Source organism: Rahnella victoriana, assembly GCF_004330295.1.
Classification (GTDB): domain Bacteria; phylum Pseudomonadota; class Gammaproteobacteria; order Enterobacterales; family Enterobacteriaceae; genus Rahnella; species Rahnella victoriana.
Genome location: NZ_SJOJ01000038.1, coordinates 1 through 26,503 on the forward strand (window position 1 = coordinate 1; position 26,503 = coordinate 26,503).

Sequence of the window (26,503 nt, forward strand, 5' to 3'; positions counted from 1 at the left end):
AACGTTCCTCCCGTTGAGGCAGACGATGATTCTGCGCTCAGCCTGCGCGGTTTTATTCCTGAAAGATAATGTGTGTCGTTAACCCGCCTTCTGGCGGGTTTTTCATTCCGTGCTTCCTTTCCTCCTTTTCCTTCTGCTTTTATTCATAAAACTGTCTTATTCCTCCGGTAGTCTCCACGCATGTGCCTTGCAGGATGGAATAACCGATGATCAAATGGTCTGAAGAAAATGACAGTGAAGTGAACCACAACATTGCCTTACTGACCGGAGAGGAGCCAGAGAAGTGGTATCCCTATGGCGGCATGAAAGGAAAAGATTACTGCAACAACCCCTCCGACGCCTGGCCGATCATCTGCGCCAACAAAATCAGCATTAATTTTAAAGAGTTGCACAGCGATCCGCTGTGGCTGGCGGAGATCAGCAGTCCTCAGGGACAGTGGCAGGCGCAAAGTAAAAGGCCGCTTCGTGCAGCAATGGTATGTTTCCTGCTTAGTAAGACTTGCGTATAAACAAAAGCGCGGAGATACTCAGATTGTGACAAAGTTTTGCAAAGAAGTGATTCGAATAAGCGTCGCATAAAGCGATGCGTATCAAGTGATTAATGTTTCCTCATTTTGACAGTTGTGTCTAAGGCGGAGTCCATTATGAAGCGCATCATTAAAGGTGATAAAACTCTCTCCCATCTGGTGGTTGCTCATGCAGCTATCGACAGTCATGAAAAAGCCTACGGTAAACGTCGCCAGGGCTGGCCCTCAACCTATCTCATAAAATATAAAGATGCGCGTGTTGCGGTCGAAGTCGTGACCCGCAGACAATCCTATGTTGCCACCCTCATGATCGGTGCCAGAAATCTGACCAAACTTTGTGGTATGCCTGCCTGATAATCGGGTATGCCTCTCTGAAACTCAAACCGTGCCGGGTCAAGCCGACACGGTTTTGCGTTATACAGACTTTCTGATCAGCGGGCGAAAACTGCCGCGACGAAAAGGGCGTCTGAGGAGTCCCGAGACGAGCGCCACCGCGTCCAGAATCAACAGCAGAGTGCCGGTTAGTGCCAGGGCCAGAAGTCCCAGCGAAGCGAGAAGCACAATCTTCAGTGAAGCCGGAATGTACATCCGGCGAAAGCGTGAACGTAGCCACAGTCGTCCGTACTGTGTCTGAATCTGCATGATATGTGTCAGTCGCGAAGCAAATGCCTTGCGGCTTTTTTGTGTATTCCGGGTCATGAGTATCCTCCTTTTCAACATCCCCAGTAGAACACGCAGTTATTAAGGTTTCCTTAACCTCTGAACGCGACAAAACGTGCACATAATCTTTCACTTTCATCCTGTCGTGTGCTCAGTAAGTATGCTAATTAATTCTCATTATGGTTTTGCACTGCCGTCTAAAACGAAAATCGTTATCCCGTGGAGTCCTATGTCAGGTAAAAATCCGTATTACGATCCCTCAAAAGCGCATCACACACCTGAAGGTTTTACCAATACTGAACCGCATAACCGGCAGGAGGGCGATCTCAGGCGCTGGCGCAAAGAACGTAAAGCACAACAGCTGCCCGCACCGCCGGAAAAGGGTTATGACCATTTCATCAGCCAGTGGTGGCAGGAAGCCGATTTTAGCGGAACGGATGATCGTTTGTGGTTTTTAGGCCATGCGTGTTTGCTGCTGCGAGTGGCAGGGCGCTATGTTCTGACGGATCCCGCTCTGTCCGATCGCGCGTCACCTTTTAGTTTTTACGGGCCGAAACGGAAAACCCCGGTGGCTGCCACGGTAGAAAAGCTGCCGCCGATTGATGTCGTGCTGTTTTCACACAATCACTATGATCATCTGGACAGCGCGACGGTGCGCAAATTATTGCGACGTTTTCCCGATGTGCAGTTTATGGTGCCGTTAGGCATGAAACCCTGGCTTGAGCGTCGCGGAGCCCGTTATATAGAAGAGCTCGACTGGTGGGAGGAGCATCAGTTTGGCGATCTCACCCTATCGGCGGTGCCTGCGCGCCACTGGAGTATGCGCACATTGTGGGATCGCAACCAGTCGCTGTGGTGCGGATGGGTAGTGAGGAATGCTTCGTTACGCTTCTTCTTTTCCGGCGACAGTGGTTACAGCAACCAGTTTGAACTCATCGGCAAACGTCTGGGGCCTTTTGATTTTGCGGCTATTCCTGTCGGCGCCTATGCACCAAGATGGTTCATGAGCGCGCAGCATATGGACCCGCAGCAGGCGGTGACCGTTTTTTCTGAACTCCGCTGTCAAAAAGCCGTCCCTATTCACTGGGGTGTTTTTGAATTAGCAGATGATTCACTGGATCAACCTCTGCGAGAATTAGCGGAAGCGATAAGTCAAAGTGCGTCGCCAGAAATGGAATTCAAACCTTTAAAAATCGGGTCAAGTATTTCTAAAGATTGAATTAGATTTTGTCCTTAATCCGGTGATAAATGCCCGGACATTAATCATTAAATGAGAAGTATTATCACTTAAATAAAATCTCCCCTAACACTTACACTCCGTAGGTGTTATGGGAATGTTAATCAACACCATTTCGCTCGCTATTATTTTCTACACCCGTATCGCCCTGAGCAGAATAATTCTTTATATCCGCTCTTTTGGCGCTTTCCCGGCGGGGAGACTTGGCATTTTATCAGGATAAACAGCGGATTATGCTGAGGGGTGATCCTGCCGGAGGGTTGTCTGCATGGCACCACGAGTGAACCGATAAAAGAGGAAACCTGCGAGCCGCTTTCCGGATATTGACCGCTAATATGCGATTCAGATCACGGTAATTAATATTATTTTTTTATAACGATATTTATTATCTGAATAAGACTAAGGAAGGTGTTTGCAAACTGTTATGGCGATTTAACCAAGTGGCAAACTTTAATTCATTATATTGTCAAAAACACCGGGATAAAAAATCGACGTGATACGGAATGACCGTTTGGAATTCTCTGCCTCTGCGGAAAGAAAAGTTTTGCTATTATCCGGCACTCAGCCCAGGCGCACAGTTTAGGTGCATTTATTTCGCTTCTCCCTTTGTTTTGCACCATTTTATCCATCTATGGCGTAATTGATTATTGCATAACCAGTCATATTGCCAGGGAATGACGTCAAGCCGTTGCCCGTTCTGTTGCACAAGTGTCCACCATGCCCGCCAGACGGGCTGTGACCCCTGCGATTACCCTCTGGCAAGCGCTGCAGAAGGCAGGCAGGGAGAGCCGGTTCAGGCAGACTCTGACAATAAAAATTCAAATAAAGCTAATTTTTACGCTTACGGTTCTGCATTAAATGATCAATAATCAAAACAGGTCGTTATTGTTTTGTTTGATATGCAGGTAAAACTGCAAAGCAGAAAAAAGCATGTCTATCAACATATTTCAGCATAACTGAACACGAAGTGCCTTTAACCGGCTCAAATATGTGCGACATGTCCATCACTGATTAAAAATGGCTTGCCATCGAATTCAGAGTATGTGATAACGCATCTGGGTAAAACGAGGTACAGTTCTGTATATGTGTGGCATTTTCAGTATAGAAGTTCTGAGTAAAGACGTTCACGTTGAATACCGCTTCTCTGCCGATTCTAATCTTAGTGCCTCAAGCAGTAACGACTCTAGTTTGTCTATGTAACGCCGCAGGGCGGTTTAAACAATCCAAAGGAAATACTCAAGATGGCAAAGATCAAAGGTCAAGTTAAGTGGTTCAACGAGTCTAAAGGTTTCGGTTTCATTACTCCTGCTGACGGCAGCAAAGACGTGTTCGTACACTTCTCTGCAATCCAGGGTAACGGCTTCAAAACTCTGGCTGAAGGCCAGAACGTAGAGTTCGAAATCCAGGACGGCCAGAAAGGCCCGTCAGCAGTTAACGTAACTGCAATCTAAGCAGCGTCAGCTGTAAAAAAACCCGCCAAGGCGGGTTTTTTTGTCTCTGCGATACAGTCTCAGAGAATGATGATCCCCGATTGCTGATTACGACCGCTGATGCCCGGATGTGACGGGTCTTTCGCCCGCTGATGGCTGTTGCGCCGAAAGCTGGTGTATCTGAAGCCGCTGCCCGCCGCATCAGGGGAGCAAATAGTGCAGCCACCTGTAAGGTCGATATCGGCAAAGCCCAGCGCCCGAAGTTTCGCTTCCGCAATGGCGGCCAAATTAAGATGCCGGTGGCGGGGGGAAATGAGTGAAGGCGGCAAATCAAGACGCTGCATAAAGGTATCGATCAGCTCCTGACTGACTTCATAACAGCAGGCCGCCGCCGCCGGGCCGATCGCCACAGACCACGATGCGGTATCACTTGTCTGATTAATCCGCTGTGCCATTTTTTCCAAAATACCGTCGATTAACCCCCGCCAGCCTGCATGCACCGCCGCCACTTCTTTGCCATCCTTGCGGCTGAAAATCAGCGGCAGGCAGTCAGCGGTAAACACAGCCAGAAGGATGCCCGGCTTCGAGGTGATGAAACCATCGGCTTCACCGCATTCCTGACCCGCCTCCGTGACATCCACAATGCGGGTGCCATGAACCTGTTTTTTTTCCGGGCGGGAGGCTTCATAGGCCTGCAGATGCGCAGGGAGCAAAGCCTGTTTGTCGCCGAAGCCATGCAAAATACCGGGTATATGACTGAGTAAAACGGAGTGGTCACTCATCTCGTGTCTCGGTGAGTAAAATGTGATGGCATCAGTGTAGCCACCATTTGACGGGTTTTTCCAGCAGTTGCAACACTCAGATACCTTCTTTAGACTTAGCACTATCGCGAATTTTCGCTCCCTCAGACTTTCCTTGCAGGTTTTCCGCATGACTTATCAGTGTCCACTTTGTTTCCAGCCGCTTGAGCTGGCAGGCCAGCAATGGCGTTGCCCGGCTAATCATCAGTTTGATAATGCGAAAGAGGGATATGTCAATCTGATGCCCGTGCAGCACAAACGCTCAAAGCAGCCCGGAGACAGCACTGAAATGATGGTATCGCGTCGGGCCTTTCTGGATGCCGGACACTATCAGCCTCTGCGTGACCGTCTGACGGATATCTTGGATGAGGTGATACCCCAGACGGCGGACACGCTGCTGGATATCGGCTGCGGGGAAGGGTATTACACCGCCGCCTTTGCCGGACGGCTGATGCAACGCCGGGCGCTGAAGGTCTTCGGGCTGGACGTGGCGAAAGTGGCTATCCGTTACGCGTCTAAACGCTACCACGATGTGTCTTTTTGTGTGGCCTCCAGCCACCGGCTGCCCTTTGCCGACGGCTCGCTGGATGCCGTCATCCGTATCTATGCCCCTTGTAAGGCGCAGGAGTTGCACCGGGCGATAAAACCGGGGGGGTTGGTGATCACGGTGGCACCGGGGCCGCGACATTTATACCAGCTGAAAGGGCTGATTTATCAGGATGTGCAACTGCACGCTGATCTGGATGAACAACTCGAAGGTTTTGAACGGATAAGCACCGAGACTCTGGCCTATAACATGACCCTTGCAGGCGCAGAAGCGTTTGATTTGTTGCAGATGACGCCTTTTGCTTGGCGGGCAACGGAGGAGGTGATGGCCAGTTTAAAGGCTCAGACAGCCTTTGAGTGCGAAACTGATTTCCTGATCAGGATACATCAGCGCGTATCAGTGTAAAAATCCCGGATGTTCCAGCAGGATACTCGCGCCTATTCCGATCATTACCACGCCTCCCAACACTTCGGCCCATTTGCCTAACAGCGGGCCGATAAAACGTCCTATCATCATCCCAAGCGTAGACATCACCATGGTCGCCATGCCGATAAATAAGGCGGTATGAATGATGTTCACTTCGAGCAGAGCTAACCCGACCCCGATAGCCAGTGCATCGAGACTGGTGCCCGTGGCGGTGGCGGCGAGGATCCAGAAGCCATGCCGGCTGGCCAGGGTCAGGTTCTCATCCGGCTTATCCTTTAAGCCTTCGAATATCATCCTCGCGCCGAGTAGAAATAACAGGGTAAACGCGACCCAGTGACTCCATGCCATGATGTACTGGCTGGCGACCAGGCCAAGGCCCCAGCCAATCAGCGGTGTGATGGCTTCGATGACACCGAAAATCAGGCCGGTGCGAAGGGCTTCGCGAAAACAAGGGCGAGTGAGGACGGCACCTTTACCAATGGATACCGCAAAGGCGTCCAAAGACATACCAAAAGCCAGAATAAGCGTAGCGGATAAGTTCACGAGAATAGCCCTCAAATGAAGGCGTCACCTTATCACAGCATTTTTATTCAGGACAACACCAAATAAAACAGGGTTTTTAAATAACACCCTCTTGCGTTGAAATAACACCTTTGCTGACAGGGTATTTAACATCATTGCTATTTACAGGGTTAAACGGAATTATCGTGAATATGCGCTGTGCTATAACTGATAACCTGTGATTTATATTCAATCTATTGATTATCAACCATAATTTTATAGATCCTTTCCAAATCGTCCAGTTCGTTGACGCGGATTAATAATTTTTTCTGTTCTAATTCAAATACCAGAATGCCGTCTTCTGAAAGATTCATACTGCGGATGCGGTCATAGGTGATGAAGGTATTGGCGAAATAAAAACCCTGCGGTTTGAAGAGCATTTTTGGCCAGCGAATAAAAGAAAGATAGAAAGCAATCAGCGCCAGACCGATCAGCAAATAATTGGTAATAACGGTGCCATTCGCATGGATATTGTTATAAAGCAGAATCGCCAGAAGGCCGATGAAGATAATCGAATCGAGCCGGTTGCGGCGGCGCAGGTTTACCCGCAGACGCGTTTTGCCATTTCGGGTGCCCATGATGAACTCATCGTAGATGGCGTAGGCAAGCAACAGGAGAGTAAAAAGGGCGAGGACGATATCAGTAACAGACATGAAAACTCCAGCTAACAGCCATCAGGCAAAGCAAGGTAAAAATCAGCAAAAGACAAACGACAGAAACAAAAAAGCCGGGGAAAATTTCCCCGGCTTCAGAGGTTATCAGAGACCCAGCAGGCCAATCCAGTAACCGAAGATACCGATGGCGAAGAAGCCAACGATGATCCACAACGCATTCACTTTCTTACGCAACAGCCACATACAACCGAAGGTCAGCAGCAACGGTACCAGACCCGGCATCAGCTGATCCAGAATGGTCTGGACGGTAGTGACGGTGGTATGGCCGGTCTGATCGGTGATTTTCGACACCACCAGCGGAATGTTAACGTGCGTCCATTTATTAACCAGTGCCCCCATGACAAAGAGGCCGAGAATTGACGCCCCCTCGGTCAGTTTTTGCAGGAAGCCGCCGCCCATATCGTTAACGATATCGACACCTTTTTTGTAGCCATAAGACACGCCGTAGTAGCGGGTCAGCAAGCGTACAAGGTTAAACAGAACGAAGAACAGCAACGGACCCAGCAGGCTGCCGGTCATCGCGATACCCGCACCCAGTGCAGCAAACACCGGACGTACAGTACCCCAGAAGATCGGGTCACCCACACCGGCCAGAGGCCCCATCAGACCGACTTTCAGGCCGTTGATGGCCGCGTCGTCGATAGGTGCGCCGTTGGCACGCTGTTCTTCCATCGCCAGCGTTACACCCAGTACCGGGGCTGCAACGTAAGGATGGGTGTTAAAGAATTCCAGGTGGCGTTTGATGGCCGCTTTGCGATCGTCGTTATTTTCAGGGTACAGACGACGAATGGCAGGCACCATACAGTAGCAGAAGCCAAGCGCCTGCATACGTTCGAAGTTCCATGACCCCTGGAAAAGGTTGGAGCGCATAAACACACCGCGAATATCGCTGGCCGTGAGTTTTTTAACTGCAGTTTGATCAACCATGTCCTTCACCCTTAATCCAATTCGTTGTCGAGATCGTTAACACCCGGTGCAGCCGCTGCTTGCGCAGACTTGTTGTATTTCGGGCTCAACTGGATGTAGAGAACTGCCATCACCACACCAATCACACCCAGGGCAACCAGGTTGAAGTTGGTGAATGCAGCGGTCACGAAACCGAGGTAGAAGAACGGCATCAGGTAGCCAGCACGCATCATGTTAATGACCATGGCGTAACCAACCACGACGATCATACCACCGGCGATGTTCAGACCGTTGGTGACCACTTCAGGGATAGAGGCCAGCAGATCATGAACGATGGCAGTACCGACAGAAACGGCAACAATCACGGCAGGGATAGCAATACGCATTGCCTGCAGAACCAGCGCCGAAACGTGGATCCAGCTGATCGCGCTCAGATTACCTTTTTCAGCGGCCTTATCGGCTGCGTGCTGGAAGGCAACGGTAATGGTACGAACGATGATGGTTAACACCTGGCCTGCGGCTGCCAGAGGAATAGCCAGTGCGATACCGGCACCGACAGACTGTCCGCCTGCGATAACCAGAATGGTGGAGATGATAGAGGCGAGGGCGGCATCCGGGGCAACAGCAGCACCGATGTTCATCCAGCCAAGCGCGATCATTTCCAGAGTACCCCCGATGATGATCCCGGTTTTCACATCACCAAGAACAAAACCGATCAAAGTACAGGCAACTAACGGACGGTGAAACTGAAATTCATCCAGGATCGAACCCATCCCGGCAATACATGCAACAATAAATATCAGCACAATTTGTAGTGTGGTGATCTCCATTGCACTTCTCCTATGACCAAAGGACGCTGAGTATAAACAGGCACATCAGACAGATAACGTTGAGGGAATCTGCAAAACGCGATGCACTTATTAATTCATCTTATTAATGAGATCCATCATCTTGAGGCGTGAGTCAGTAGAGACTTTACGCACTTCAAGTTCGATACCTTTTTCGTTCAGTTTACGGAACGCTTCGATATCTTTTTCGTCGACCGACACGGCGTTATTGACCTGTGTTTTGCCCTGACGGAATGCCATACCACCGATATTGACGGAGGTAATGTTCACCCCACCTTCAACCAGACGCAGAACGTCAGTCGGGTTAGTGAACAGGAACATGACGCGGTCGCCAGCGTATTTAGGGTTATCCCAGACACGGATAGCTTTCGCGACGTCGACGACGTGTGCGGTAACACCAGGAGGAGCAACCTGAGTCAGCAACGTTTTACGCACGGTATCGGCAGCCACTTCGTCGCTGACAACAATAATGCGGGTCACGTTGGTTTCTTTGGTCCAGCGGGTCGCGACCTGGCCATGAATCAAACGGTCATCGATACGGGCGAGGCCGATTTTCATATGGTCGTTCGGACCGGCAGGTTTAGCCGGGGCGGCTGCTTTTGGCGCAGGGGCGGCAACAGGGGCCTGGGCAGCAGGTTCAGGGGCTTTCAGCGCCTTCACGCCGATGCGACCTGTTTCTACAGCAATGCCAACCAGTTCCGCGAAGGAAGGATTGTCATCACGTGCCATGAAAGTCTCTGCCAGCATCGGGATGTTTACACCGGTGACAACTTCGTAATTTTCCTTATCGACAACAATACGGCTGGCGGCATTAAACGGGCTGCCACCCCAGGTGTCGACCAGGAAAAGGACGCCGCTGCTGGTGTCTAAACCACCCAACTTTGCCGTGTACTTTTCGATCAGGGTTTCGGCGTTCTCGCCGGGAACGAAATCAATAAAGGCGACATTATCCTGTTCACCTAAAATCATTTCCGCTGTTTTCAGCAGCTGCTCAGCTGCTGACCCGTGCGTGCCGATGATAATAGCAATACTCACTCGCTACCTCCTCTGTTAACTCTTGGAAAGAGTTATGCACATAAGTAATGGTGCTGATGATATCCGCCCGTTTTTATTCCTGAGGCGGACAGGGCACTCCCTGCGTACTAGCATTCCTTAATTTCTGATAAGACTGCGAAACAGTAAAGTGGCAGAACCTCAAAAGGTTGTACGACGTGATTTATTTTAGTGTGCGAAAAAATAATTTTTGTGACGACTGTCCGTTATTGAACGACGTATTGTGAATACGCTTTCACACCGCACAATAAAATAGCATAGATGTTTCAAAATGATGCTGAAGGTAAAAAAACACACTTTCTTCAAATAATCATTCCTGATAGAGTGATTTTCCGAATCATTGAACAGGAGTACCGGGCCTCAGCCCTCCCTATGGACTGTCACCGACGTCACTATTCTTCGCTTTTCACCTTCACGATCCCCGGCAAATCTGCCCCAATGGGCCTGATTTCTGCCGCACTGAAACCGCTTTCATCCGCTGAATTTGCAGCTCATACCCCCGGACGGTCATCTGACAGCCTGGCGTATCGCGTTTTTGTGCGTCTTTTTTCTATCACTCATTGCGGAGTCTGACATGGAATTTCTGATGGACCCTTCAATCTGGGTCGGTTTGCTGACACTTGTCGTGCTGGAAATCGTTCTGGGCATCGACAACCTGGTATTTATTGCGATTCTTGCCGATAAACTGCCGCCGAAACAGCGTGATAAAGCCCGTATCATCGGCCTTTCACTGGCGCTGATCATGCGTTTAGGCTTGCTGTCGCTGATCTCGTGGATGGTCAAACTGACCACGCCGCTGTTCAGTATTGCGCAGTTCAGCTTCTCAGGACGTGATCTGATCTTACTGGTCGGGGGGATATTCCTGCTGTTTAAAGCCACCACCGAACTGCACGAACGGCTGGAAGGGCATGATGAGCATGGCGCACCGAACCGCGGCTACGCCAGTTTCTGGGCCGTCGTGGCGCAGATTGTGGTGCTGGACGCCGTCTTCTCTCTTGATGCGGTGATCACCGCCGTCGGCATGGTGAACAACCTGGCTGTCATGATGACCGCCGTGGTGATTGCCATGGGCGTGATGCTGCTGGCGTCGAAATCGCTGACGCGGTTTGTGAACAATCATCCGACCGTGGTGGTGCTGTGTCTCAGTTTCCTGCTGATGATTGGTCTGAGCCTGATCGCGGAAGGTTTCGGTTTTCACATTCCGAAAGGCTATCTGTACGCGGCGATTGGTTTCTCGATTCTGATTGAATTGTTCAACCAGATTGCGCGCCGTAATTTCCTGAAAAGTCAGTCCAGCCGTCCGATGCGTGAGCGTACCGCCGAGGCGATTCAGCGACTGATGGGCGGGAAACGCCAGAATGAGCATGAAGATGAACCTGCGGGCGTGGTATTGCCTGCCGGTGAAACCTTCGCAGAAGAAGAACGTCACATGATCACCGGGGTGCTGACGCTGGCCTCACGTTCACTTCGCAGCATCATGACGCCGCGCACCGAGATTTCGTGGGTCGACTGTGAAAAGTCTCCGGCAGAAATCCGCAGTCAGCTGCTGGATACGCCGCACAGCCTGTTCCCGATCTGCCGTCATTCGCTGGATGATGTGATCGGCGTGGTGCGGGCGAAAGATCTGCTGGTGGCGCTGGAAATGGGTGAAAGCATTGTGGCGTTTGCTGAAAAAACGCCGCCGATTGTGGTGCCGGAAACCATGGATGTCATCAATCTGCTGGCGGTTCTGCGCAAGGCGAAAGGCCGTCTGGTGGTGGTCAGCAACGAGTTTGGTGTGATTCAGGGGCTGGTGACGCCGCTGGACGTTCTTGAAGCCATCGCAGGGGAATTCCCTGACGAAGATGAAACGCCGGACGTTGTGGCGGATGGCGATGCGTGGATTGCCAAAGGCGGGACCGATTTACACCTGTTGCAGCAAATCCTCGACGTCAAAACGCTGGTCAATCCTGACGACGATTTTGCCTCACTTGCCGGCCTGTTGCTGTCAAAATCAGGTCAGATGCCGGTTGCGGGCGAAGTGATCGAGATGGCGTCGCTGCACTTTGAGATCCTGGATGTGTCGGAATACCGCATTGAGCGCGTGCGCATTACGCGGATGAAGTCAGAAAACGAATGGGATGAAGACCAGTAACGGGGCTTTATTTCGGTATGTAAAACGGCGACTTCGGTCGCCGTTTTTTATGGTCGTTTGCAGGGGTGAGGGAAAGCCGGTTTCCTGCCTTCAGGCCAGATCAGGATTATCCTGCAACGGCATATTCTGGGTGGATTTCTTATAACGCTCCAGCCAGATCGGGAACACTTCGATGGGCATCGGACGGGCAAAATAATAGCCCTGCAAAGAATCGACCTTGCGTTTACGCAGATAATCCACCTGTTCGCGGGTTTCCACCCCTTCAGCAATCAGCTTCAGATTGAGGCGCTGCGCCAGCGTGATGATCGTATCCGTCACCGTCGCGTTGATGGCATCGGTACCAATCGACGCGGTAAAGGCCTGGTCAATTTTCAGCACGTCCGGATTCAGCGTCTTGAGATAACTCAGTGAACTGTGGCCGGTACCGAAATCGTCAATGGCCAGCAGAATGCCCATTTCTTTTAGCTGCGCAATCTCTGCCGCCCGCAACTCCTGCAAACGGGTCCGCTCGGTCAGCTCCAGCATCAGGGAAACCGAAGGCTGCGCTGGCAGCCAGAGCTGGCGAATATCGTCCACGATTTCCATATTATTAAAGTGCTGTGCCGCGACATTAATACTGACATAGAAACCCGGTGTGGCCGGAAAGACGGCCAGATTCTCGGCAACGGTTCTGATGAGATAGCGCGTCAGCGAGATGATCAAGCCATGTTGTTCCGCGAGCGGAATAAACACATCCGGTGAGACCCATTCCTGACGGCGGTTTTTCCAGCGCATCAGCGTTTCCACACCGATGCAGCGACCATCCGTGCTGTTAATGATCGGCTGGCAATAGACTTTAAATTCGCGGTGTGAAATACCGTGGCTGATCGGGTAGGCCAGACTGATACGGCTTCCCGAAAGCAGATACACCGCCGTAGCGGTCAGCAGACTGATCAGAAGCGACAGCGGCAGATGGGAAAGCAGTTCTCCCCAGGCCAGCGTGCTGGCTTCTTCGCCGTAAATGGACACGGAAAAATCATATTTCTTCGATTGCGAACTCAGCAGCGGCGGTTGCGGCAGGGCGCTGTTGGTGACGATGGTATTTTTACCGTACTCGAGATTTTGCTTGCCGACATTTAACACAATGTGACTGGCGTAAGGTGGCTGGGGTTCGAGCAGGAAATTCGACAAAATCCCGATGTTATAAACAAACAGTTCACCGTTGAGGTTATCCGGCGTAGTCGGCTGCCAGAGCACCAGCGTCGGCGTGTCCACGCGGCTCCATTTCGACGCGCGAAGTTCAAGCTGGGTTTTACCCTGCGCCAGAGAAGGCAGGGTTTTACTGAAGCTCAGATCCAGCGTACCCACCAGGCTGGAACAGATGATTTTGCCGTCACTGACCAGGCTGATGGAACGCAACGTCTGCATGCGTGCGACGGTCTGCTGCATCACGGGTTGCAACGCCGCACAGCTGAGGGTTTGATCGACAGGAAGGGTTCTTCCCGCCGGGGAAGCAGGCTCAAGCAACTTTTCTAATTTTTCAACGGTGTGAATTGCCACGCGTTGTTGGTCTTCGGCAATGACCTGAGCTTGTTCGTAAATACGAATGCCAAGGGTCAGAAGCAGCGTACATATCCCCATTGCACTGGCGAGCGCAATGCGATAGTAGCGATACTTCGCCAGTCCGGTCTGGGAGAACAGCATCGTTCTAATCCTTTTATCCCGTATTAATGCAGGTCAAAATTATTATTTTTAAGGGGTTACCGGTGCGTGACAGCCATTAAATTATTATTGAGATTAGCTGTAAAACGCAGGGCGCTCTGAACGGGAAAAATCAGGCGGAAATCAGCATGCCGTACGTGCAGGGTAGAAAGCAAGTGTCACAACTATTATATCTTGATAATACAACAGGTTGTTGTTAGCGAAGGTTTTATTGCTGCCTGCTTCCCCCGTAATGGTATTTCCTGCGGTGAACTGGTTAAAAAACACGCACCCTGATGCACCGCAGGAAAGCGACAAAATCAGTCGCACTGAACCTTGATTGCCAGACCACCGCGTGAGGTTTCACGGTATTTAGCGTTCATGTCTTTACCGGTTTCGTACATCGTCTCAATGACTTTATCCAGTGACACTCTTGGCTCGCTGGTGCGGCGTAACGCCATACGGGCGGCGTTAATGGCTTTCACTGACGCAATGGCATTGCGTTCGATGCATGGCACCTGAACCTGTCCGGCGACCGGGTCGCAGGTTAAACCCAGATTGTGTTCCATACCAATTTCAGCCGCGACGCAGACTTGCTCCGGGCTTCCGCCCAGCAGTTCCGTCAGACCCGCCGCCGCCATCGAACAGGCCACACCGACTTCGCCCTGACAACCGACTTCCGCACCGGAAATAGAGGCGTTCATTTTATACAGAATACCGATCGCGCCGGAGGTCAGGAAGTAACGCAGATAAATGTCCGGGCTGACCGACTGAATAAACTGATCGTAATAGGCCAGAACCGCCGGAACAATGCCGCACGCCCCGTTGGTTGGCGCGGTGACCACACGTCCGCCTGCGGCATTCTCTTCGTTAACTGCCAGCGCAAACATATTCACCCAGTCGATGACGTTCATCGGGTCGCTGGACAGTTTATCATTTGACACCAGCATCCGCCGCAGGGCAGAAGCACGACGCGGCACCCGCAGCGGACCGGGCAACACACCTTCGGTATTCAGGCCGCGATCGATACACGCTTGCATGGTGTGCCAGATCTTCTCGAAATACTGCTCGATGTCCTGTTTGCTGTGCTGAGCCAGCTCGTTTTTCATCACCAGACCGGATAATGACAGCCCGGTTTCCTTACATTTTGCCAGCATTTCACTGGCCGAATTAAAGCTGTACGGCACGGTCACTTCGTCGAGTACCGGCTGGCCGAAATGCTCGTCATCAACAATAAAACCGCCGCCGACAGAGTAATACGTCTTGCTGTAAATCATCTTGTCGCCCGCGAAGGCGTGGATTTGCATGGCGTTCTCGTGACGCGGCAAATTCTCCCCGCGAAATACCATGCCGGTATCGCGTGGGAAATCGACTTCGTGCTGGGTTGTGCCCAACGGCAGGCGCTCACGTTGCTCAACGTCGCGGATAAAATGGGGAATGCCGTCAATGTCGACGGTGTCTGGCTGGTTACCCGCCAGGCCTAAAATAATGGCGATATCTGTGTGGTGGCCTTTGCCGGTCAGGGACAAAGAACCAAAAACGTCCACGGCGACACGCGTAACGGCAGGCATCATGCCCTTTTCCAGCAGGTCATCAGCGAACTGTTTCCCTGCTTTCATCGGGCCCAAAGTATGGGAACTGGAAGGGCCAATCCCGACCTTGAACATGTCGAAAACGCTAATCACGTCGAATACTCCTGTAATAGATTGCGGCAGGGAACGGGATCCCTGACTTCCATCAATGAACACAGCAGAGGTTGTCCTTATGGACGGGTCTCTTGTTCTTATGGACAGACTTATAGTTTAAAAGGGCTGAGAGGCAAAAGTTTCATTTTTCGCATGAAATAAACTTATTTGATGCAAAAGTGTGATCGTAATGTAATCAGAGAGGTCAGACTTCAACCTGCCGGGCCAGCTGACGGATAATTCCCGCCGTGAGTCCCCAGACAAATTGCTGCTGATACCAGGATAAATACACCCGGTGATGTATGCCCCGGCGGTGAATATCCAGAGGATGATAACGTGCGAGATCAAAGGCTTCCTGCAACGGCATTTCGAACAGCTCGGCGACTTCATCTTCCGCCGGATGCAGCGGCACATCCACCGGTAACAGACCGACGACCGGCGTCACCTGAAAACCGCTGCTGCTGTCCTGCGGCGAAAGCGTGCCTAATACATGAACAAACTCGGGCGGGATGGCGACCTCTTCCTGCGCTTCACGTAATGCGGTGGCAATAATCGAGGCATCGGTGGCATCCGCGGCTCCGCCCGGAAACGCCACCTGACCGGCGTGTTTACGCAACTGATCAGAACGGCGCGTCAGTAACAACGTCGGTTCGGGGCGGCATATAATCGGGATCAACACGGCGGCATGACGGGTTCCGCGCAACGCCGGTACAGGCTGGCGCGGCTGCTGCAACTGAAAGCGCAGAATGAACGCCTCCACGGCAGGTGAGAATGTCGTTACTGGCGCAAGTTGTTCCGGCATTGTCACGGCTGGATGTCTCCTAATTCCGGCAGAATACGGGCAATCTTATCAAAAGTTTCCTGATATTCCGCCTGTTCCTGACTGTCTGCGACAATCCCGCCTCCCGCCCAGCAGTAAATTTTGCCCTGTGCGGTGAGCAAGGTGCGGATGGTAATGTTGCTGTCCATCGTGCCGCAGCAACTCAGATAAGCGATGCTGCCGCAGTAGCCGTTGCGCCGTTGCGGTTCAAGTTCTTCGATAATTTCCATCGCCCGTACTTTCGGTGCGCCGGTAATGGAACCGCCGGGGAAGCAGGCGCGCAGCAAGGCGCTGGCATGACAGGTTGGCGGCAACTGAGCGGTGATGGTGCTGACCAGATGATGGACGGCGGGAAAGGGTTCAACCACAAATAATTCCGGCACCCGCACGCTGCCGGGCGTCGCCACGCGGCCAATATCGTTACGCAGTAAATCGACAATCATCAGGTTCTCGGCGCGGTCTTTCTCCGAGGCCGCCAGACGTTCCGCCTGCCGGGCATCTTCCGCCGGATCTTCACAACGTGGCAGCGTGCCTTTAATCGGACGGGTCTGGATCTGATGGTCTTTCAGCCAGATAAAACGCTCGGGAGAAAGGCAGAGCACGGCATTTTCCGGCAGCCGCAGGAAAGCCGAGAAGGGCGCGCGGTTGGCCTGATTCAGTCGCAGGAACGCCTGCCATTCATCGCCGCTGTAATGGGTGGAAAATCGCTGCGCCAGATTGATCTGGTAGCAGTCGCCGCTGTGAATGTATTCCTGAATCTGGCGGAATTTTGCGCCATATTCCTCGCGGCTCATATTGGCCTGCCACGGCGCACGCAGACGGAACGGAGCAGCAGAAGGCGCGTGCGGATATTGCGCCAGCCAGCGTAAACGTCCGGCGGCGTCACCGTGGCAAATCAGCGTCAGACGCTGTAAGTGGTGATCGGCAATCAGCGCCCAGTCATATATCCCCACCGCCATATCCGGCAGATCGATATCGCGTTCTGCCGTCTCAGGCAGGGTTTCGACACGGCGTCCCAGATCATAGCCAAACAGCCCCAGCGCGCCGCCCAGAAAAGGAAAATCTGGAGAGCTTTCAGCCCGCAATCCTGCCACCGCGAGTTGTTCTTCCAGCAAAGCAAAAGGCTCCTCAGCCCGCGATTCCGTCACGCCCTGGTGGTCAATCTGCGTCAGGCCGCCGCGGGTGGTCAGCGTGATCAGCGGATCGGCCACCAGAATATCGAAACGGTTATGCTGATGCTGCGCCGAACCGGAATGCAGCAACATCGCCCACGGCAGGGCGGAAAGTGGCGCGAAGCGTTCTGTTAAGGCATCGGGCTGATAAGGCAATGAATGAAAAACAACGGATTGAGCGGATTGCATGACAGGTCTGAGATTCTCTGGCGCGATGGCGTATTTTATCCGGATCCTAACACAGATCGGAGGGCCTGAAAGCAGCGCAGGCGAATTGCGCTGATAAGGCGTATACTGTGCAGCCGCGCACCGTGCGGGCTTTTATTTTCACCCAGTACAACAGGACACTCCCATGCTGACAGGTATGCCTTCATTATCGCATCATGAACAAGAACAGGCCGCCGATCGTATCCGCCAGTTAATGGAAACCGGTATGAGCAGCGGCGAAGCCATTGCGACCGTAGCAGCAGAAATCCGCGAATCGCACAAAGGCGATCGCGTCACCGTCATTTTTGATGACGAAGACGAATAAGTCGCTGGCCGGGGAGGTTATTCCCCGCAAAGAAAAACCGGACCCTTTTCAGGCGTCCGGTTTTTTTTTCGTCTCTTTTTCGACTCAGAACAACGAATCGCTTAGCCTTTAACAACCACCGCAGCCGCCGCCTGTTTGGCGCGTTCCACCGCGTCTTCCACGTTGTCAGCAATCGCCAGTGCCACACCCAGACGGCGTTTACCGCTGATTTCCGGCTTACCGAACAGACGGATCTGGTTATAACCGGTCAGTGCATTTTCCAGTCCGGTAAAGGTGACGTTATTGCTGGTCAGTTCCGGCAGGATAACGGCAGAGGCGGCCGGGCCAAACTGGCGGATATTGCCCACCGGAAGACCGAGGAACGCACGCACATGCAGGGCAAACTCGGACAAATCCTGTGAAATCAGGGTCACCATGCCGGTATCGTGCGGACGTGGCGACACTTCGCTGAAGATCACCTCATCGCCGCACACAAACAGCTCAACACCGAACAGACCTTTGCCGCCGAGCGCCTTCACCACTTTTTCTGCGATGTCTTTCGCGCGCTGTAACGCCAGTTCGGTCATCTGCTGTGGCTGCCAGGATTCGCGGTAGTCACCGTCTTCCTGACGGTGGCCGATGGGCGCACAGAAGTGAATGCCGTCAACGGCGCTGATCGTCAGCAGGGTGATTTCAAAATCAAACTTCACCAGACCTTCCACAATCACACGTCCGCCGCCCGCACGGCCGCCTTGCTGGGCGTAATCCCACGCCGCCTGCAACTGATCGGCACCACGGATCAGGCTCTGGCCTTTACCGGAAGAACTCATGACCGGTTTGATAATGCACGGGTAGCCGATGGTGTCGATGGCCTGACGGAAAGTGTCTTCGTTATCAGCAAACTGGTATGTCGAGGTCGGCAGTTGCAGCGTCTCAGCGGCCAGACGGCGGATGCCTTCGCGGTTCATGGTCAGGCGTGTTGCTTCGGCACACGGCACCACGTTGTGGCCCTGTTTTTCCAGCTCGACCAGCATGCTGGTGGCAATGGCTTCGATTTCCGGCACGATAAAATCAGGACGTTCGCTTTCGATAACCTGTTTCAGTGCGTCGCCGTCCAGCATGTTAATAACGTGGCTGCGGTGGGCGACCTGCATCGCCGGTGCGTCGGCGTAGCGATCGACGGCGATCACTTCCAGACCAAGACGCTGGCATTCGATCGCCACTTCTTTGCCCAGCTCGCCAGAGCCTAATAACATGACGCGGGTGGCGCCGGTGCGCAGTGCAGTACCAATGGTTAACATAGCTTCGTACCCAGATCTGTGTGAGGGAAAATAGGAATTTCGGCGCGCAGTATATCTGAAATTAATGCCGACGAAAACGATTGCGCGGCATCGCCGCTAAATTTACGTCGGGGAGAAAAGCCGGGTTTAGCGAATTTTTTCGGTCCGTTTTCTGCCGTTTAAGGCAGTCTGCGGGCGTCTCTGTTATCATTTACCCAAACCATGGCGTCAGACATCCTGCCGCTGCCCCGATTTTTGCCTCACATAAAGAGTTATCGCCTTGAGCACGCATTCCTTTTCCGCCCTGACATTACCCGCTGAGCAACTTTCTAACCTGAATGAACTGGGTTACACCGAAATGACCCCGATTCAGGAAGCGTCGTTGCCCGCCATCCTGCTGGGTCAGGACGTCCGCGCCAAAGCCAAAACCGGCAGCGGTAAAACCGCCGCCTTCGGTATCGGTTTGCTGAACAGCATCACCGTTTCACAGTTTGTGGCGCAGGCTCTGGTCCTGTGTCCGACCCGCGAACTGGCCGATCAGGTCAGCAAAGAATTACGCCGTCTGGCGCGTTTTACCCAGAACATCAAAATCCTCACCCTTTGCGGGGGGCAGGCGATCGGGCCTCAGCTCGAATCACTGGTGCATCCGCCGCACATTGTGGTCGGTACGCCGGGACGTATTCAGGAGCATCTGCGCAAGGGCACGCTGAAACTGGACGAGCTGAAAGTGCTGGTGCTGGATGAAGCCGACCGCATGCTGGACATGGGCTTTAGCGAAGACATCGAAGATGTGGTGAGCTATACGCCGCAAAACCGCCAGACGCTGCTGTTCTCCGCGACCTATCCGGACGGCATCGAGCGCATCAGTTCCAAATTCCAGCGTCAGCCGCTGAAAGTGGAAATCGAAGGTGAAGACGACATTGCTGATATTCAGCAGATCTTCATCGAAGCCGGTAAGCAGCAACGTTTATCTCTGCTGGCTGCGGTGCTGTATCAGCATCAGCCGACCTCCTGCGTGGTGTTCTGTAACACCAAACGCGATTGTCAGGATGTCTGTGATGACCTGAAGGCAAAAGGCATCAGTGCGCTGGCGCTGAACGGTGACCTTGAACAGCGTGACCGCGACCGCGTGCTGGTGCGTTTCTCCAACGGCAGTTGCCGTGTGCTGGTGGCGACAGACGTGGCGGCGCGTGGACTGGACATCAAACAGTTAGGTCTGGTGATCAACTACGAACTCTCTTTCGATCCGGAAGTTCACGTTCACCGCGTGGGCCGTACCGGTCGCGCAGGGACGAGCGGTCTGGCGGTCAGCCTGGTGACGCCGCAGGAAATGCCGCGTGTGACCGCGCTGGAAGATTACACCCGCCAGCGGTTTACCTGGCAGCCCGCTGCACAGGCACTGGCCGCCGCGCCGGTGGCACTGGATCCTGAAATGGCGACCCTGTGCATTGACGGTGGCCGTAAAGCCAAAATCCGTCCCGGTGATATTCTGGGCGCGCTGACCGGTGATGCCGGGCTGACCGCCGCTGAAGTCGGTAAAATCGATATGTTCCCGGTGCATGCTTATGTGGCGATCCGCCAGAAAAGCGCGAAGAAAGCACTGCAACGTTTGCAGGAAGGGAAAATCAAAGGCAAGAATTGCAAAGCCATTATCCTGCGCTGACAGATTTTCTTTTCGCTTTGCGTTGAACGTCATATTGTTAATGTTGTGTTATTGCCTTGTTGAGGATTATATTATCTGACGCAGGTGATGACCTTATTTTGAGTAGGGATATTGTCCGGTAAGGTCAACTCAATGAACGACAAAGACAGGAAGACGAACGATGAAAAAGATAATCTTAGGCGTTGTGATGGCAGTAGCAGGAATGAGCGGACTGAGCCAGGTCGCGCAGGCTGATGATGCGGAAGTCAGAACGGCCACCATCACGCCATGTTCCACGGCCACCAAAGATGATGTGGCGGCGCTGGTCAAACGTGATTTCCTGCAAAACCGCATCCCGCGCTGGGATGCGGATAAAAAAGTGCTCGGCACGTCGACACCGGTGGCCTGGGTGGTGACGGACAGCATCAGCGGTGATAACGCCCGATGGAATATCCCGCTGAAAGTGCGTGGCGATCACACCGATAAAACCTATCAGGTAAGCCTCAACTGCCAGATCGGCGAAATCAGCTACAGCGCACCGGTATAAACGTCCGACGGCGTCCGTTATCCCTTAGCGGACGCATTATTTCCCCGCATTGACGTCTCTTGGTTTCCCTGTCTAAACCTGTCACTCTTGTCACACCGCAAAGAGGACAAAGAGATCCCGAGATGATGACACCTCCAAAGGCTGAAAAACGCCCGCAAACCCTGAGTGCACACGGCGATAACCGCGTCGATAATTACTACTGGCTGCGTGACGATGACCGCGCCGATCCTCAGGTTCTGGCTTATCTGACTGCTGAAAACGAATTTACCGCACAGGCCATGCAGCCACATCAGGCGCTGCGCGAAACCCTGTACGGCGAAATGGTCGCGCGCATCGCGCAGCAGGATCATTCCGTTCCTTACGTGAAGCATGGCTACCGCTATCAGACCCGCTATGAGCCGGGCAACGAATACGCCATCTATCTGCGCCAGCCAGCCGCTGAACAGGAGCACTGGAGCACGCTGATTGACGGTAATGAACGCGCCAAAGACAGTGAGTTTTACACGCTGGGCGGTCTGGATATCAGCCCGGATAATCAGCTAATGGCCGTGGCGGAAGATTTTCTTTCCCGCCGTCAGTATGACATTCGCATTAAAAAACTCGATGACGACACCTGGACTGACGATCTGCTGAAAAACACCTCCGGCAGCAGCGAATGGGCCAACGATTCGCAGACGCTGTATTACGTGCGCAAACACAAGAAAACCCTGCTGCCGTATCAGGTTTATCGTCACGTGGTCGGCACCGATCCGAAAACCGACAAGCTGGTGTATGAAGAGAAAGACGACACGTTTTACGTCGGGCTGGATAAAACCACGTCAGAAAAGTACATCCTGATCCATCTCGACAGCACCACGACGTCGGAGATCCTGCTGCTGGATGCCGATGATCCGCAGGCCACACCGCAGGTGTTTCTCTCGCGTCGCAAGGACCATGAATATGCCCTCGATCATTACCTCGGGCATTTCTATATTCGCTCCAATAAAGACGGTAAAAACTTCGGCCTGTACAAAGGCGAGAATGGCACGGAAGCCAGCTGGCAGACGCTGATTGCACCGCGAATCGAAGTGATGCTCGAGGGTTTTAGTCTGTTCCGTGACTGGCTGGTGGTGGAAGAACGCCATCAGGGACTGACGCAGTTGCGCCAAATCCACTGGAAAACCGGTGAGGAAAAATCGCTGGCCTTTGATGACCCGACTTACACCACCTGGCTGGCCTACAACCCGGAACCGGATACCGCATTGCTGCGCTATGGGTATTCCTCCATGACCATGCCGAGCACGCTGTTTGAACTCGATCTGGATACCCATGACCGTACGTTGCTCAAACAGCAGGAAGTGAAAGATTTTGATGCGGCCAATTACCGCAGTGAACGTGTCTGGGTGACAGCACGCGATGGCGTGAAAGTGCCGGTGTCACTGGTCTACCGTCGCGAACTGTTTAAACCGAATGAAAATCCGTTGCTGGTGTACGGTTACGGTTCCTACGGCAGCAGTATGGATCCGGCATTCAGCGGCAGCCGTCTGAGTTTACTCGACCGGGGTTTTGTCTTTGCGCTGGCGCATATCCGCGGCGGGGCAGAATTAGGTCAGCAATGGTATGACGATGGCAAACTGTTCAATAAACTCAATACGTTCCATGATTTTATTGACGTGACCGAAGAACTGGTTGCTGAAGGCTATGGCGATGCCGGACAGGTGTATGCCATGGGCGGCAGTGCAGGTGGTTTGCTGATGGGGGCGATCATTAATCAGGCGCCGGAGCTGTATCACGGCATTGTGGCGCAGGTGCCGTTTGTTGACGTGGTGACCACCATGCTTGATGAATCTATTCCGCTGACCACCGGTGAATACGACGAGTGGGGCAATCCGAACGACAAAGCCTTTTACGATTACATGCTGCAATACAGCCCGTACGATCAGGTGCGTGCGCAGGCTTACCCGCATATGCTGGTGACCACCGGTCTGCATGATTCGCAGGTGCAATACTGGGAACCGGCCAAATGGGTGGCGAAATTACGTGAGCTGAAAACTGACGATAACCAGTTGCTGATGCATACCGATATGGATTCCGGCCACGGTGGCAAATCCGGTCGTTTCAAAGCCTACGAGGATATCGCGCTGGAATACGCCTTTGTGCTGGCGCTGGCGACGAAAAACTGAGTATCAGGCTTTTCCCCTGAATCATTCGAATGGCAGGCGGCAACAGAGCGAATCCCGATGAGCTGACAAAGGTCAGTGATTCGGGTGAGTCAACGCAGCCAATGCCCTATGATGTGAAGTATGACGGGGAAATAAAAAAACCCGCTCTCGGCGGGTTTGATCTACGAAGACCAGTGTTAAGCAGAAGCTTTCTTGGCTTTTTTATCAGCCTTTTTTTCGGCTGGTGTTTTCAATGGCTTTTTCTTCGCATTCTTTTTGCTATCCATTCCTTTACTCATAATTGCCTCTCTAAAGCGGGTGGATTGGGTTGCTCACCTATTTACTGCTTAATTCAGGTTAGTTGCAAGCACCTTCGTGTATCCCACAATACTTTACAGAGGAGTGTCATTTCACCGGCTGGCATGAGATGCAATCAAATTGCGCGATAAGTATGCGAACGGCATGCAAAACAACGGTTTTTGGTGATAACCACTTGTTGTAAGTGGGCCAATGCGCTGTTATTAAGATGTAAGCACGTTTATCAATACACTGGCCGAATAGAACAGGAAATGTCATGCCAAAATTAAAAGGGTTATATCCGCCCCGGGAAGCGTATGCCAGCGGCATGCTTGATACGGGTGACGGTCACCAAATTTACTGGGAACGCAGCGGAAATCCGGAAGGCAAGCCAGCAGTATTCCTCCACGGCGGGCCGGGCGGCGGATGTTCATCGGTTCACCGCCAGTTGTTTGATCCTAATGATTATGACGTCATGTTGTTTGATCAGCGTGGCTGCGGGCGTTCAATCCCGCACGCCAGCCTTGATAACAACACGACCTGGCATCTGGTCGAGGATATCGAGCGGTTGCGTAAAATGGCCGGTGTCGATAAATGGCTGGTGTTCGGCGGTTCGTGGGGGTCAACGCTGGCGCTGGCCTACGCGGAAACCCATCCGGAACATGTCAGTGAACTGGTGCTGCGCGGTATCTTCACGCTGCGTAAGCAGGAACTGACCTGGTATTATCAGGATGGCGCTTCGCGCTTTTTCCCGGAGAAATGGCAACGTATTTTGTCGATTCTGTCAGAGGAAGAACGTAAAGACGTGATCGCCGCTTATCGTGCGCGACTGACGTCGGATGATCGTGCCGTTCAACTCGAGGCCGCGAAAATCTGGAGCCTGTGGGAAGGGGAGACCGTCACACTTCTGCCTGCGGAAGGTTCGGCCTCCTTTGGTGAGGACAATTTCGCGCTGGCGTTTGCCCGCATCGAGAATCACTACTTTACGCACATGGGCTTTCTGGAAACAGACGACCAGTTGCTGAAAAATGTGGAACGCATCCGCCATATTCCGGCGGTCATTGTTCATGGTCGCTATGATATGGCCTGTCAGGTGCAAAATGCCTGGGATCTTGCGCAGGTCTGGCCGGAAGCCGAGCTGCACATTATTGAAGGGGCGGGGCACTCATTCGACGAACCCGGCATCCTCGATCAACTGATCCGCACCAATCAGCGTTTCGCCACCCGGCGCTGACGTTTCCGGTGACTCCCGCTTACTTTTGCTTCGGCTCATAAGGCAGGCGGGAGAACTTATGTGATTCCCCGCGATAGAACATCACCCGTTCACGAAAATAGGTGCGCAGATGCGCAGGCTGTTCGCGTTCTGCCATCTCAGCGACTACCGGCATGTTGTAGCGTTCCTTAAAGGCGACCGCTGAGGCGGCCAGATCGACGTTAATACGATCCATTTCTTCTTTGCTGATTTCAGCCAGATTAATGCTCATTACTGCTTCCCGATGACCTGTTTTGCCTCATTGTACCCGAGGCCGGCGTCAGCGTGAATGTTCACTTTTTACTTTTACCCTGATGCAGGAACGGAAAAGAATGAAGAAATAATCAGGAGTAAATAAGAACTATTTCCAAATGCGAAGTGATAATTATATTCAACAAGATGATGCTGACGAATATTCCAAATAGGAATGATTCTTTTTAATATGCACCTGCATGTTAATGATTATCATTGATATATATTAGTGGCATTTAAAAAGTGTTTTAAATCATCACGTTAAAATTATTTGTTATTTCAAAGGATATTAATGTGAATCGGGTGTGTTTATTTTGTATTGATGCGGGCATAATGCGGATAAATAAATCAGCCCACCTGCCTTAATTTAATTTATGGAGCCGTGCCATGCTTAAAAAAGAAATGATCGATCAGCTTAATGAACAGCTGAACCTCGAGTTTTATTCTGCCAATTTATATTTGCAGATGAGTGCATGGTGCAGCGACAAAGGCTACGAAGGTGCCGCTGCTTTCCTGAAACAGCACTCCATGGAAGAAATGGACCACATGCATCGCCTGTTCAAATACGTCAGCGATACCGGCGCTCTGCCTTTGCTGGGCGCGATTGCTGCTCCGCCGGTTTCTTTCGAATCACTGACGGATCTGTTTAAACAGACTTACGAACACGAACAGCTGATCACTCAGAAAATCAACGAGCTGGCTGATCTCTCCATGACGCTGAAAGATTACTCCTCCTTCAACTTCCTGCAGTGGTATGTGGCTGAGCAGCATGAAGAAGAGACGTTGTTCAAATCCGTTCTCGATAAACTGGCACTGGTCAGCAATACCGGTAACGGCTTGTTCTTCGTCGATAAAGATCTGAAAAACATGGTCGCACAAGCACCGGCAGGTTAATTTTCTGTTGTGTGAGCTTGCAAACAACGCAGAGTGCTTCGGCCTCTGCGTTTTTTATGTTTTTATGACAAACGTTTTCAGCGCGTTTGCGCTAAAGTGTCGGCGTTGTAAATTCATCAACAAGCAAGCCAAGGAAATATCGTGTTCAAAAAAACCACTTCTCTTTGCCGTGCCCTGGCAGTCTCAGCCGTTCTGCTGAGCGGATTTATCTCACAACAAGCCTCTGCTCACGCCCATCTGAAAACCGAAACCCCGGCTGCGGATTCCGTGCTGACCGTCAGCCCGACCGAGCTTTCTCTGGGTTTCAGTGAAGGGATCGAGCCTAATTTCAGTAAAATTACCCTGACGGATGCACAGCAAAAAACCGTGAAAACCGGCAACATGACGCTGGCCGCCAATGACAATACGCAGGCGGTGCTGCCGCTGTCCGATGCGCTGAGCGCCGGGAAATATGTGGTTTCCTGGAGCGTGGTTTCTGTTGACGGTCATAAAACACACGGTCAGTACAGCTTTACCGTTAAATAAGC

At 52.3% G+C, this 26,503-nt stretch carries 27 protein-coding genes; 14 read left to right on the forward strand and 13 right to left on the reverse strand.

Going from position 1 to position 26,503, the window contains the following annotated elements; genetic code table 11:
- Positions 1 to 206: 206 nt before the first annotated feature.
- Complete coding sequence (locus EYY67_RS22785; protein ID WP_095921381.1) at positions 207 to 509, forward strand: phage protein NinX family protein; 303 nt, start codon at positions 207 to 209, stop codon at positions 507 to 509.
- 135 nt (positions 510 to 644) lie between these two features.
- Positions 645 to 881 (forward strand): DUF4060 family protein, encoded by a 237-nt coding sequence (locus tag EYY67_RS22790; RefSeq protein WP_013576199.1) that lies wholly within the window; start codon positions 645 to 647, stop codon positions 879 to 881.
- A 60-nt stretch (positions 882 to 941) separates the two neighbouring features.
- Here EYY67_RS22790 and EYY67_RS22795 read toward each other — a convergent pair whose 3' ends face one another.
- Positions 942 to 1,226, reverse strand: coding sequence for a hypothetical protein (locus EYY67_RS22795; RefSeq protein ID WP_095925098.1), 285 nt, complete (start codon positions 1,224 to 1,226; stop codon positions 942 to 944).
- Positions 1,227 to 1,416: 190 nt separating this feature from the next.
- Between EYY67_RS22795 and EYY67_RS22800 the strand changes: the two genes are divergently transcribed.
- The 3 genes from EYY67_RS22800 to cspE all read left to right on the forward strand — a co-directional run bounded on the left by EYY67_RS22800 (position 1,417) and on the right by cspE (position 3,875).
- Complete coding sequence (locus tag EYY67_RS22800) at positions 1,417 to 2,406, forward strand: MBL fold metallo-hydrolase (RefSeq protein ID WP_119826443.1); 990 nt, start codon at positions 1,417 to 1,419, stop codon at positions 2,404 to 2,406.
- A gap of 1,101 nt (positions 2,407 to 3,507) precedes the next feature.
- A complete protein-coding gene (locus EYY67_RS22805; RefSeq protein WP_071823629.1) occupies positions 3,508 to 3,624 on the forward strand; it encodes a DUF2627 domain-containing protein in 117 nt (38 codons plus the stop codon).
- A 41-nt stretch (positions 3,625 to 3,665) separates the two neighbouring features.
- A complete protein-coding gene (gene cspE, locus EYY67_RS22810; RefSeq protein ID WP_002221949.1) occupies positions 3,666 to 3,875 on the forward strand; it encodes a transcription antiterminator/RNA stability regulator CspE in 210 nt (69 codons plus the stop codon).
- A 59-nt stretch (positions 3,876 to 3,934) separates the two neighbouring features.
- Here cspE and pgeF read toward each other — a convergent pair whose 3' ends face one another.
- Positions 3,935 to 4,636, reverse strand: a complete 702-nt coding sequence (pgeF, locus tag EYY67_RS22815; RefSeq protein WP_095921383.1) for a peptidoglycan editing factor PgeF — start codon at positions 4,634 to 4,636, stop codon at positions 3,935 to 3,937.
- Positions 4,637 to 4,784: 148 nt separating this feature from the next.
- Here pgeF and rlmA point away from each other — a divergent pair, with 148 nt between their 5' ends.
- A complete protein-coding gene (gene rlmA / locus EYY67_RS22820) occupies positions 4,785 to 5,606 on the forward strand; it encodes a 23S rRNA (guanine(745)-N(1))-methyltransferase (protein ID WP_095921384.1) in 822 nt (273 codons plus the stop codon).
- Here the strand turns inward: rlmA and mntP are convergent.
- The 5 genes from mntP to manX all read right to left on the reverse strand — a co-directional run bounded on the left by mntP (position 5,598) and on the right by manX (position 9,651).
- On the reverse strand, positions 5,598 to 6,170 hold the full coding sequence (mntP, locus tag EYY67_RS22825) for a manganese efflux pump MntP (protein WP_131694446.1): 573 nt from the start codon (positions 6,168 to 6,170) through the stop codon (positions 5,598 to 5,600). The genes rlmA and mntP overlap by 9 nt on opposite strands.
- A gap of 212 nt (positions 6,171 to 6,382) precedes the next feature.
- On the reverse strand, positions 6,383 to 6,841 hold the full coding sequence (locus tag EYY67_RS22830) for a DUF986 family protein (protein ID WP_119826437.1): 459 nt from the start codon (positions 6,839 to 6,841) through the stop codon (positions 6,383 to 6,385).
- A 105-nt stretch (positions 6,842 to 6,946) separates the two neighbouring features.
- Positions 6,947 to 7,789, reverse strand: coding sequence for a PTS mannose transporter subunit IID (locus tag EYY67_RS22835; RefSeq protein ID WP_095921387.1), 843 nt, complete (start codon positions 7,787 to 7,789; stop codon positions 6,947 to 6,949).
- Between the two features lie 11 nt (positions 7,790 to 7,800).
- Positions 7,801 to 8,598 (reverse strand): PTS mannose/fructose/sorbose transporter subunit IIC, encoded by a 798-nt coding sequence (locus tag EYY67_RS22840; RefSeq protein ID WP_095921388.1) that lies wholly within the window; start codon positions 8,596 to 8,598, stop codon positions 7,801 to 7,803.
- 90 nt (positions 8,599 to 8,688) lie between these two features.
- Positions 8,689 to 9,651 (reverse strand): PTS mannose transporter subunit IIAB, encoded by a 963-nt coding sequence (gene manX, locus EYY67_RS22845; RefSeq protein ID WP_095921389.1) that lies wholly within the window; start codon positions 9,649 to 9,651, stop codon positions 8,689 to 8,691.
- A gap of 592 nt (positions 9,652 to 10,243) precedes the next feature.
- Between manX and EYY67_RS22850 the strand changes: the two genes are divergently transcribed.
- The gene (locus EYY67_RS22850) at positions 10,244 to 11,803 is read left to right on the forward strand and encodes a TerC family protein (protein WP_095921390.1); all 1,560 of its coding nucleotides are present in this window, start codon (positions 10,244 to 10,246) and stop codon (positions 11,801 to 11,803) included.
- Positions 11,804 to 11,893: 90 nt separating this feature from the next.
- Here the strand turns inward: EYY67_RS22850 and EYY67_RS22855 are convergent, their stop codons facing one another.
- The 4 genes from EYY67_RS22855 to pabB form a co-directional block, all read right to left on the reverse strand.
- Positions 11,894 to 13,486 carry an EAL domain-containing protein gene (locus EYY67_RS22855; RefSeq protein WP_131694447.1) on the reverse strand — a complete coding sequence of 531 codons (1,593 nt, stop codon included), beginning with the start codon at positions 13,484 to 13,486 and terminating at the stop codon, positions 11,894 to 11,896.
- Between the two features lie 317 nt (positions 13,487 to 13,803).
- Positions 13,804 to 15,168: an L-serine ammonia-lyase gene (locus EYY67_RS22860; RefSeq protein WP_119826433.1), complete on the reverse strand. Its 1,365-nt coding sequence runs from the start codon at positions 15,166 to 15,168 to the stop codon at positions 13,804 to 13,806.
- Positions 15,169 to 15,373: 205 nt separating this feature from the next.
- Positions 15,374 to 15,970, reverse strand: a complete 597-nt coding sequence (locus EYY67_RS22865; RefSeq protein ID WP_207391113.1) for a CoA pyrophosphatase — start codon at positions 15,968 to 15,970, stop codon at positions 15,374 to 15,376.
- Between the two features lie 2 nt (positions 15,971 to 15,972).
- Positions 15,973 to 17,349 carry an aminodeoxychorismate synthase component 1 gene (gene pabB, locus EYY67_RS22870; RefSeq protein WP_131694449.1) on the reverse strand — a complete coding sequence of 459 codons (1,377 nt, stop codon included), beginning with the start codon at positions 17,347 to 17,349 and terminating at the stop codon, positions 15,973 to 15,975.
- A gap of 163 nt (positions 17,350 to 17,512) precedes the next feature.
- Here pabB and EYY67_RS22875 point away from each other — a divergent pair, with 163 nt between their 5' ends.
- Entirely contained in the window at positions 17,513 to 17,692 is a 180-nt protein-coding gene (locus tag EYY67_RS22875; RefSeq protein WP_095921395.1) for a YoaH family protein, read from the forward strand.
- Positions 17,693 to 17,793: 101 nt separating this feature from the next.
- On the opposite strand, the gene purT is transcribed toward EYY67_RS22875, so the two are convergent.
- Positions 17,794 to 18,972, reverse strand: a complete 1,179-nt coding sequence (gene purT / locus EYY67_RS22880) for a formate-dependent phosphoribosylglycinamide formyltransferase (RefSeq protein ID WP_095921396.1) — start codon at positions 18,970 to 18,972, stop codon at positions 17,794 to 17,796.
- Between the two features lie 259 nt (positions 18,973 to 19,231).
- Here purT and dbpA point away from each other — a divergent pair, with 259 nt between their 5' ends.
- From dbpA to pip, 4 genes are all read left to right on the forward strand, one after another.
- The gene (gene dbpA, locus EYY67_RS22885; protein WP_131694450.1) at positions 19,232 to 20,614 is read left to right on the forward strand and encodes an ATP-dependent RNA helicase DbpA; all 1,383 of its coding nucleotides are present in this window, start codon (positions 19,232 to 19,234) and stop codon (positions 20,612 to 20,614) included.
- Between the two features lie 160 nt (positions 20,615 to 20,774).
- Complete coding sequence (gene yebF, locus EYY67_RS22890) at positions 20,775 to 21,140, forward strand: protein YebF (protein WP_095921398.1); 366 nt, start codon at positions 20,775 to 20,777, stop codon at positions 21,138 to 21,140.
- Between the two features lie 122 nt (positions 21,141 to 21,262).
- Positions 21,263 to 23,302: a S9 family peptidase gene (locus tag EYY67_RS22895; RefSeq protein ID WP_131694451.1), complete on the forward strand. Its 2,040-nt coding sequence runs from the start codon at positions 21,263 to 21,265 to the stop codon at positions 23,300 to 23,302.
- Between the two features lie 553 nt (positions 23,303 to 23,855).
- Complete coding sequence (gene pip, locus EYY67_RS22900) at positions 23,856 to 24,812, forward strand: prolyl aminopeptidase (RefSeq protein WP_095921400.1); 957 nt, start codon at positions 23,856 to 23,858, stop codon at positions 24,810 to 24,812.
- 19 nt (positions 24,813 to 24,831) lie between these two features.
- On the opposite strand, the gene EYY67_RS22905 is transcribed toward pip, so the two are convergent.
- Entirely contained in the window at positions 24,832 to 25,062 is a 231-nt protein-coding gene (locus EYY67_RS22905) for a DNA polymerase III subunit theta (RefSeq protein ID WP_013576177.1), read from the reverse strand.
- Positions 25,063 to 25,469: 407 nt separating this feature from the next.
- Between EYY67_RS22905 and ftnA the strand changes: the two genes are divergently transcribed.
- Both ftnA and copC read left to right on the forward strand, forming a co-directional pair.
- Complete coding sequence (gene ftnA, locus EYY67_RS22910; RefSeq protein WP_095921401.1) at positions 25,470 to 25,976, forward strand: non-heme ferritin; 507 nt, start codon at positions 25,470 to 25,472, stop codon at positions 25,974 to 25,976.
- Between the two features lie 138 nt (positions 25,977 to 26,114).
- The gene (gene copC / locus EYY67_RS22915; protein ID WP_408637240.1) at positions 26,115 to 26,501 is read left to right on the forward strand and encodes a copper homeostasis periplasmic binding protein CopC; all 387 of its coding nucleotides are present in this window, start codon (positions 26,115 to 26,117) and stop codon (positions 26,499 to 26,501) included.
- Positions 26,502 to 26,503 lie beyond the last annotated feature (2 nt).

What these genes read in the sequence shown, in the direction of transcription:
- ftnA (WP_095921401.1), top strand. Translation starts at nt 25,470, where the DNA reads ATGCTTAAAAAAGAAATGATCGATCAGCTTAATGAACAGCTGAACCTC.
- rlmA (WP_095921384.1), top strand. Translation starts at nt 4,785, where the DNA reads ATGACTTATCAGTGTCCACTTTGTTTCCAGCCGCTTGAGCTGGCAGGC.
- EYY67_RS22785 (WP_095921381.1), top strand. Translation starts at nt 207, where the DNA reads ATGATCAAATGGTCTGAAGAAAATGACAGTGAAGTGAACCACAACATT.
- pabB (WP_131694449.1), bottom strand. Translation starts at nt 17,349, where the DNA reads ATGCAATCCGCTCAATCCGTTGTTTTTCATTCATTGCCTTATCAGCCC.
- EYY67_RS22855 (WP_131694447.1), bottom strand. Translation starts at nt 13,486, where the DNA reads ATGCTGTTCTCCCAGACCGGACTGGCGAAGTATCGCTACTATCGCATT.
- cspE (WP_002221949.1), top strand. Translation starts at nt 3,666, where the DNA reads ATGGCAAAGATCAAAGGTCAAGTTAAGTGGTTCAACGAGTCTAAAGGT.
- purT (WP_095921396.1), bottom strand. Translation starts at nt 18,972, where the DNA reads ATGTTAACCATTGGTACTGCACTGCGCACCGGCGCCACCCGCGTCATG.
- EYY67_RS22905 (WP_013576177.1), bottom strand. Translation starts at nt 25,062, where the DNA reads ATGAGCATTAATCTGGCTGAAATCAGCAAAGAAGAAATGGATCGTATT.
- EYY67_RS22850 (WP_095921390.1), top strand. Translation starts at nt 10,244, where the DNA reads ATGGAATTTCTGATGGACCCTTCAATCTGGGTCGGTTTGCTGACACTT.
- EYY67_RS22805 (WP_071823629.1), top strand. Translation starts at nt 3,508, where the DNA reads ATGTGTGGCATTTTCAGTATAGAAGTTCTGAGTAAAGACGTTCACGTT.
- EYY67_RS22835 (WP_095921387.1), bottom strand. Translation starts at nt 7,789, where the DNA reads ATGGTTGATCAAACTGCAGTTAAAAAACTCACGGCCAGCGATATTCGC.
- EYY67_RS22875 (WP_095921395.1), top strand. Translation starts at nt 17,513, where the DNA reads ATGCTGACAGGTATGCCTTCATTATCGCATCATGAACAAGAACAGGCC.
- EYY67_RS22840 (WP_095921388.1), bottom strand. Translation starts at nt 8,598, where the DNA reads ATGGAGATCACCACACTACAAATTGTGCTGATATTTATTGTTGCATGT.
- EYY67_RS22795 (WP_095925098.1), bottom strand. Translation starts at nt 1,226, where the DNA reads ATGACCCGGAATACACAAAAAAGCCGCAAGGCATTTGCTTCGCGACTG.
- yebF (WP_095921398.1), top strand. Translation starts at nt 20,775, where the DNA reads ATGAAAAAGATAATCTTAGGCGTTGTGATGGCAGTAGCAGGAATGAGC.
- EYY67_RS22895 (WP_131694451.1), top strand. Translation starts at nt 21,263, where the DNA reads ATGATGACACCTCCAAAGGCTGAAAAACGCCCGCAAACCCTGAGTGCA.
- EYY67_RS22865 (WP_207391113.1), bottom strand. Translation starts at nt 15,970, where the DNA reads ATGCCGGAACAACTTGCGCCAGTAACGACATTCTCACCTGCCGTGGAG.
- EYY67_RS22830 (WP_119826437.1), bottom strand. Translation starts at nt 6,841, where the DNA reads ATGTCTGTTACTGATATCGTCCTCGCCCTTTTTACTCTCCTGTTGCTT.
- pgeF (WP_095921383.1), bottom strand. Translation starts at nt 4,636, where the DNA reads ATGAGTGACCACTCCGTTTTACTCAGTCATATACCCGGTATTTTGCAT.
- EYY67_RS22790 (WP_013576199.1), top strand. Translation starts at nt 645, where the DNA reads ATGAAGCGCATCATTAAAGGTGATAAAACTCTCTCCCATCTGGTGGTT.
- EYY67_RS22800 (WP_119826443.1), top strand. Translation starts at nt 1,417, where the DNA reads ATGTCAGGTAAAAATCCGTATTACGATCCCTCAAAAGCGCATCACACA.
- pip (WP_095921400.1), top strand. Translation starts at nt 23,856, where the DNA reads ATGCCAAAATTAAAAGGGTTATATCCGCCCCGGGAAGCGTATGCCAGC.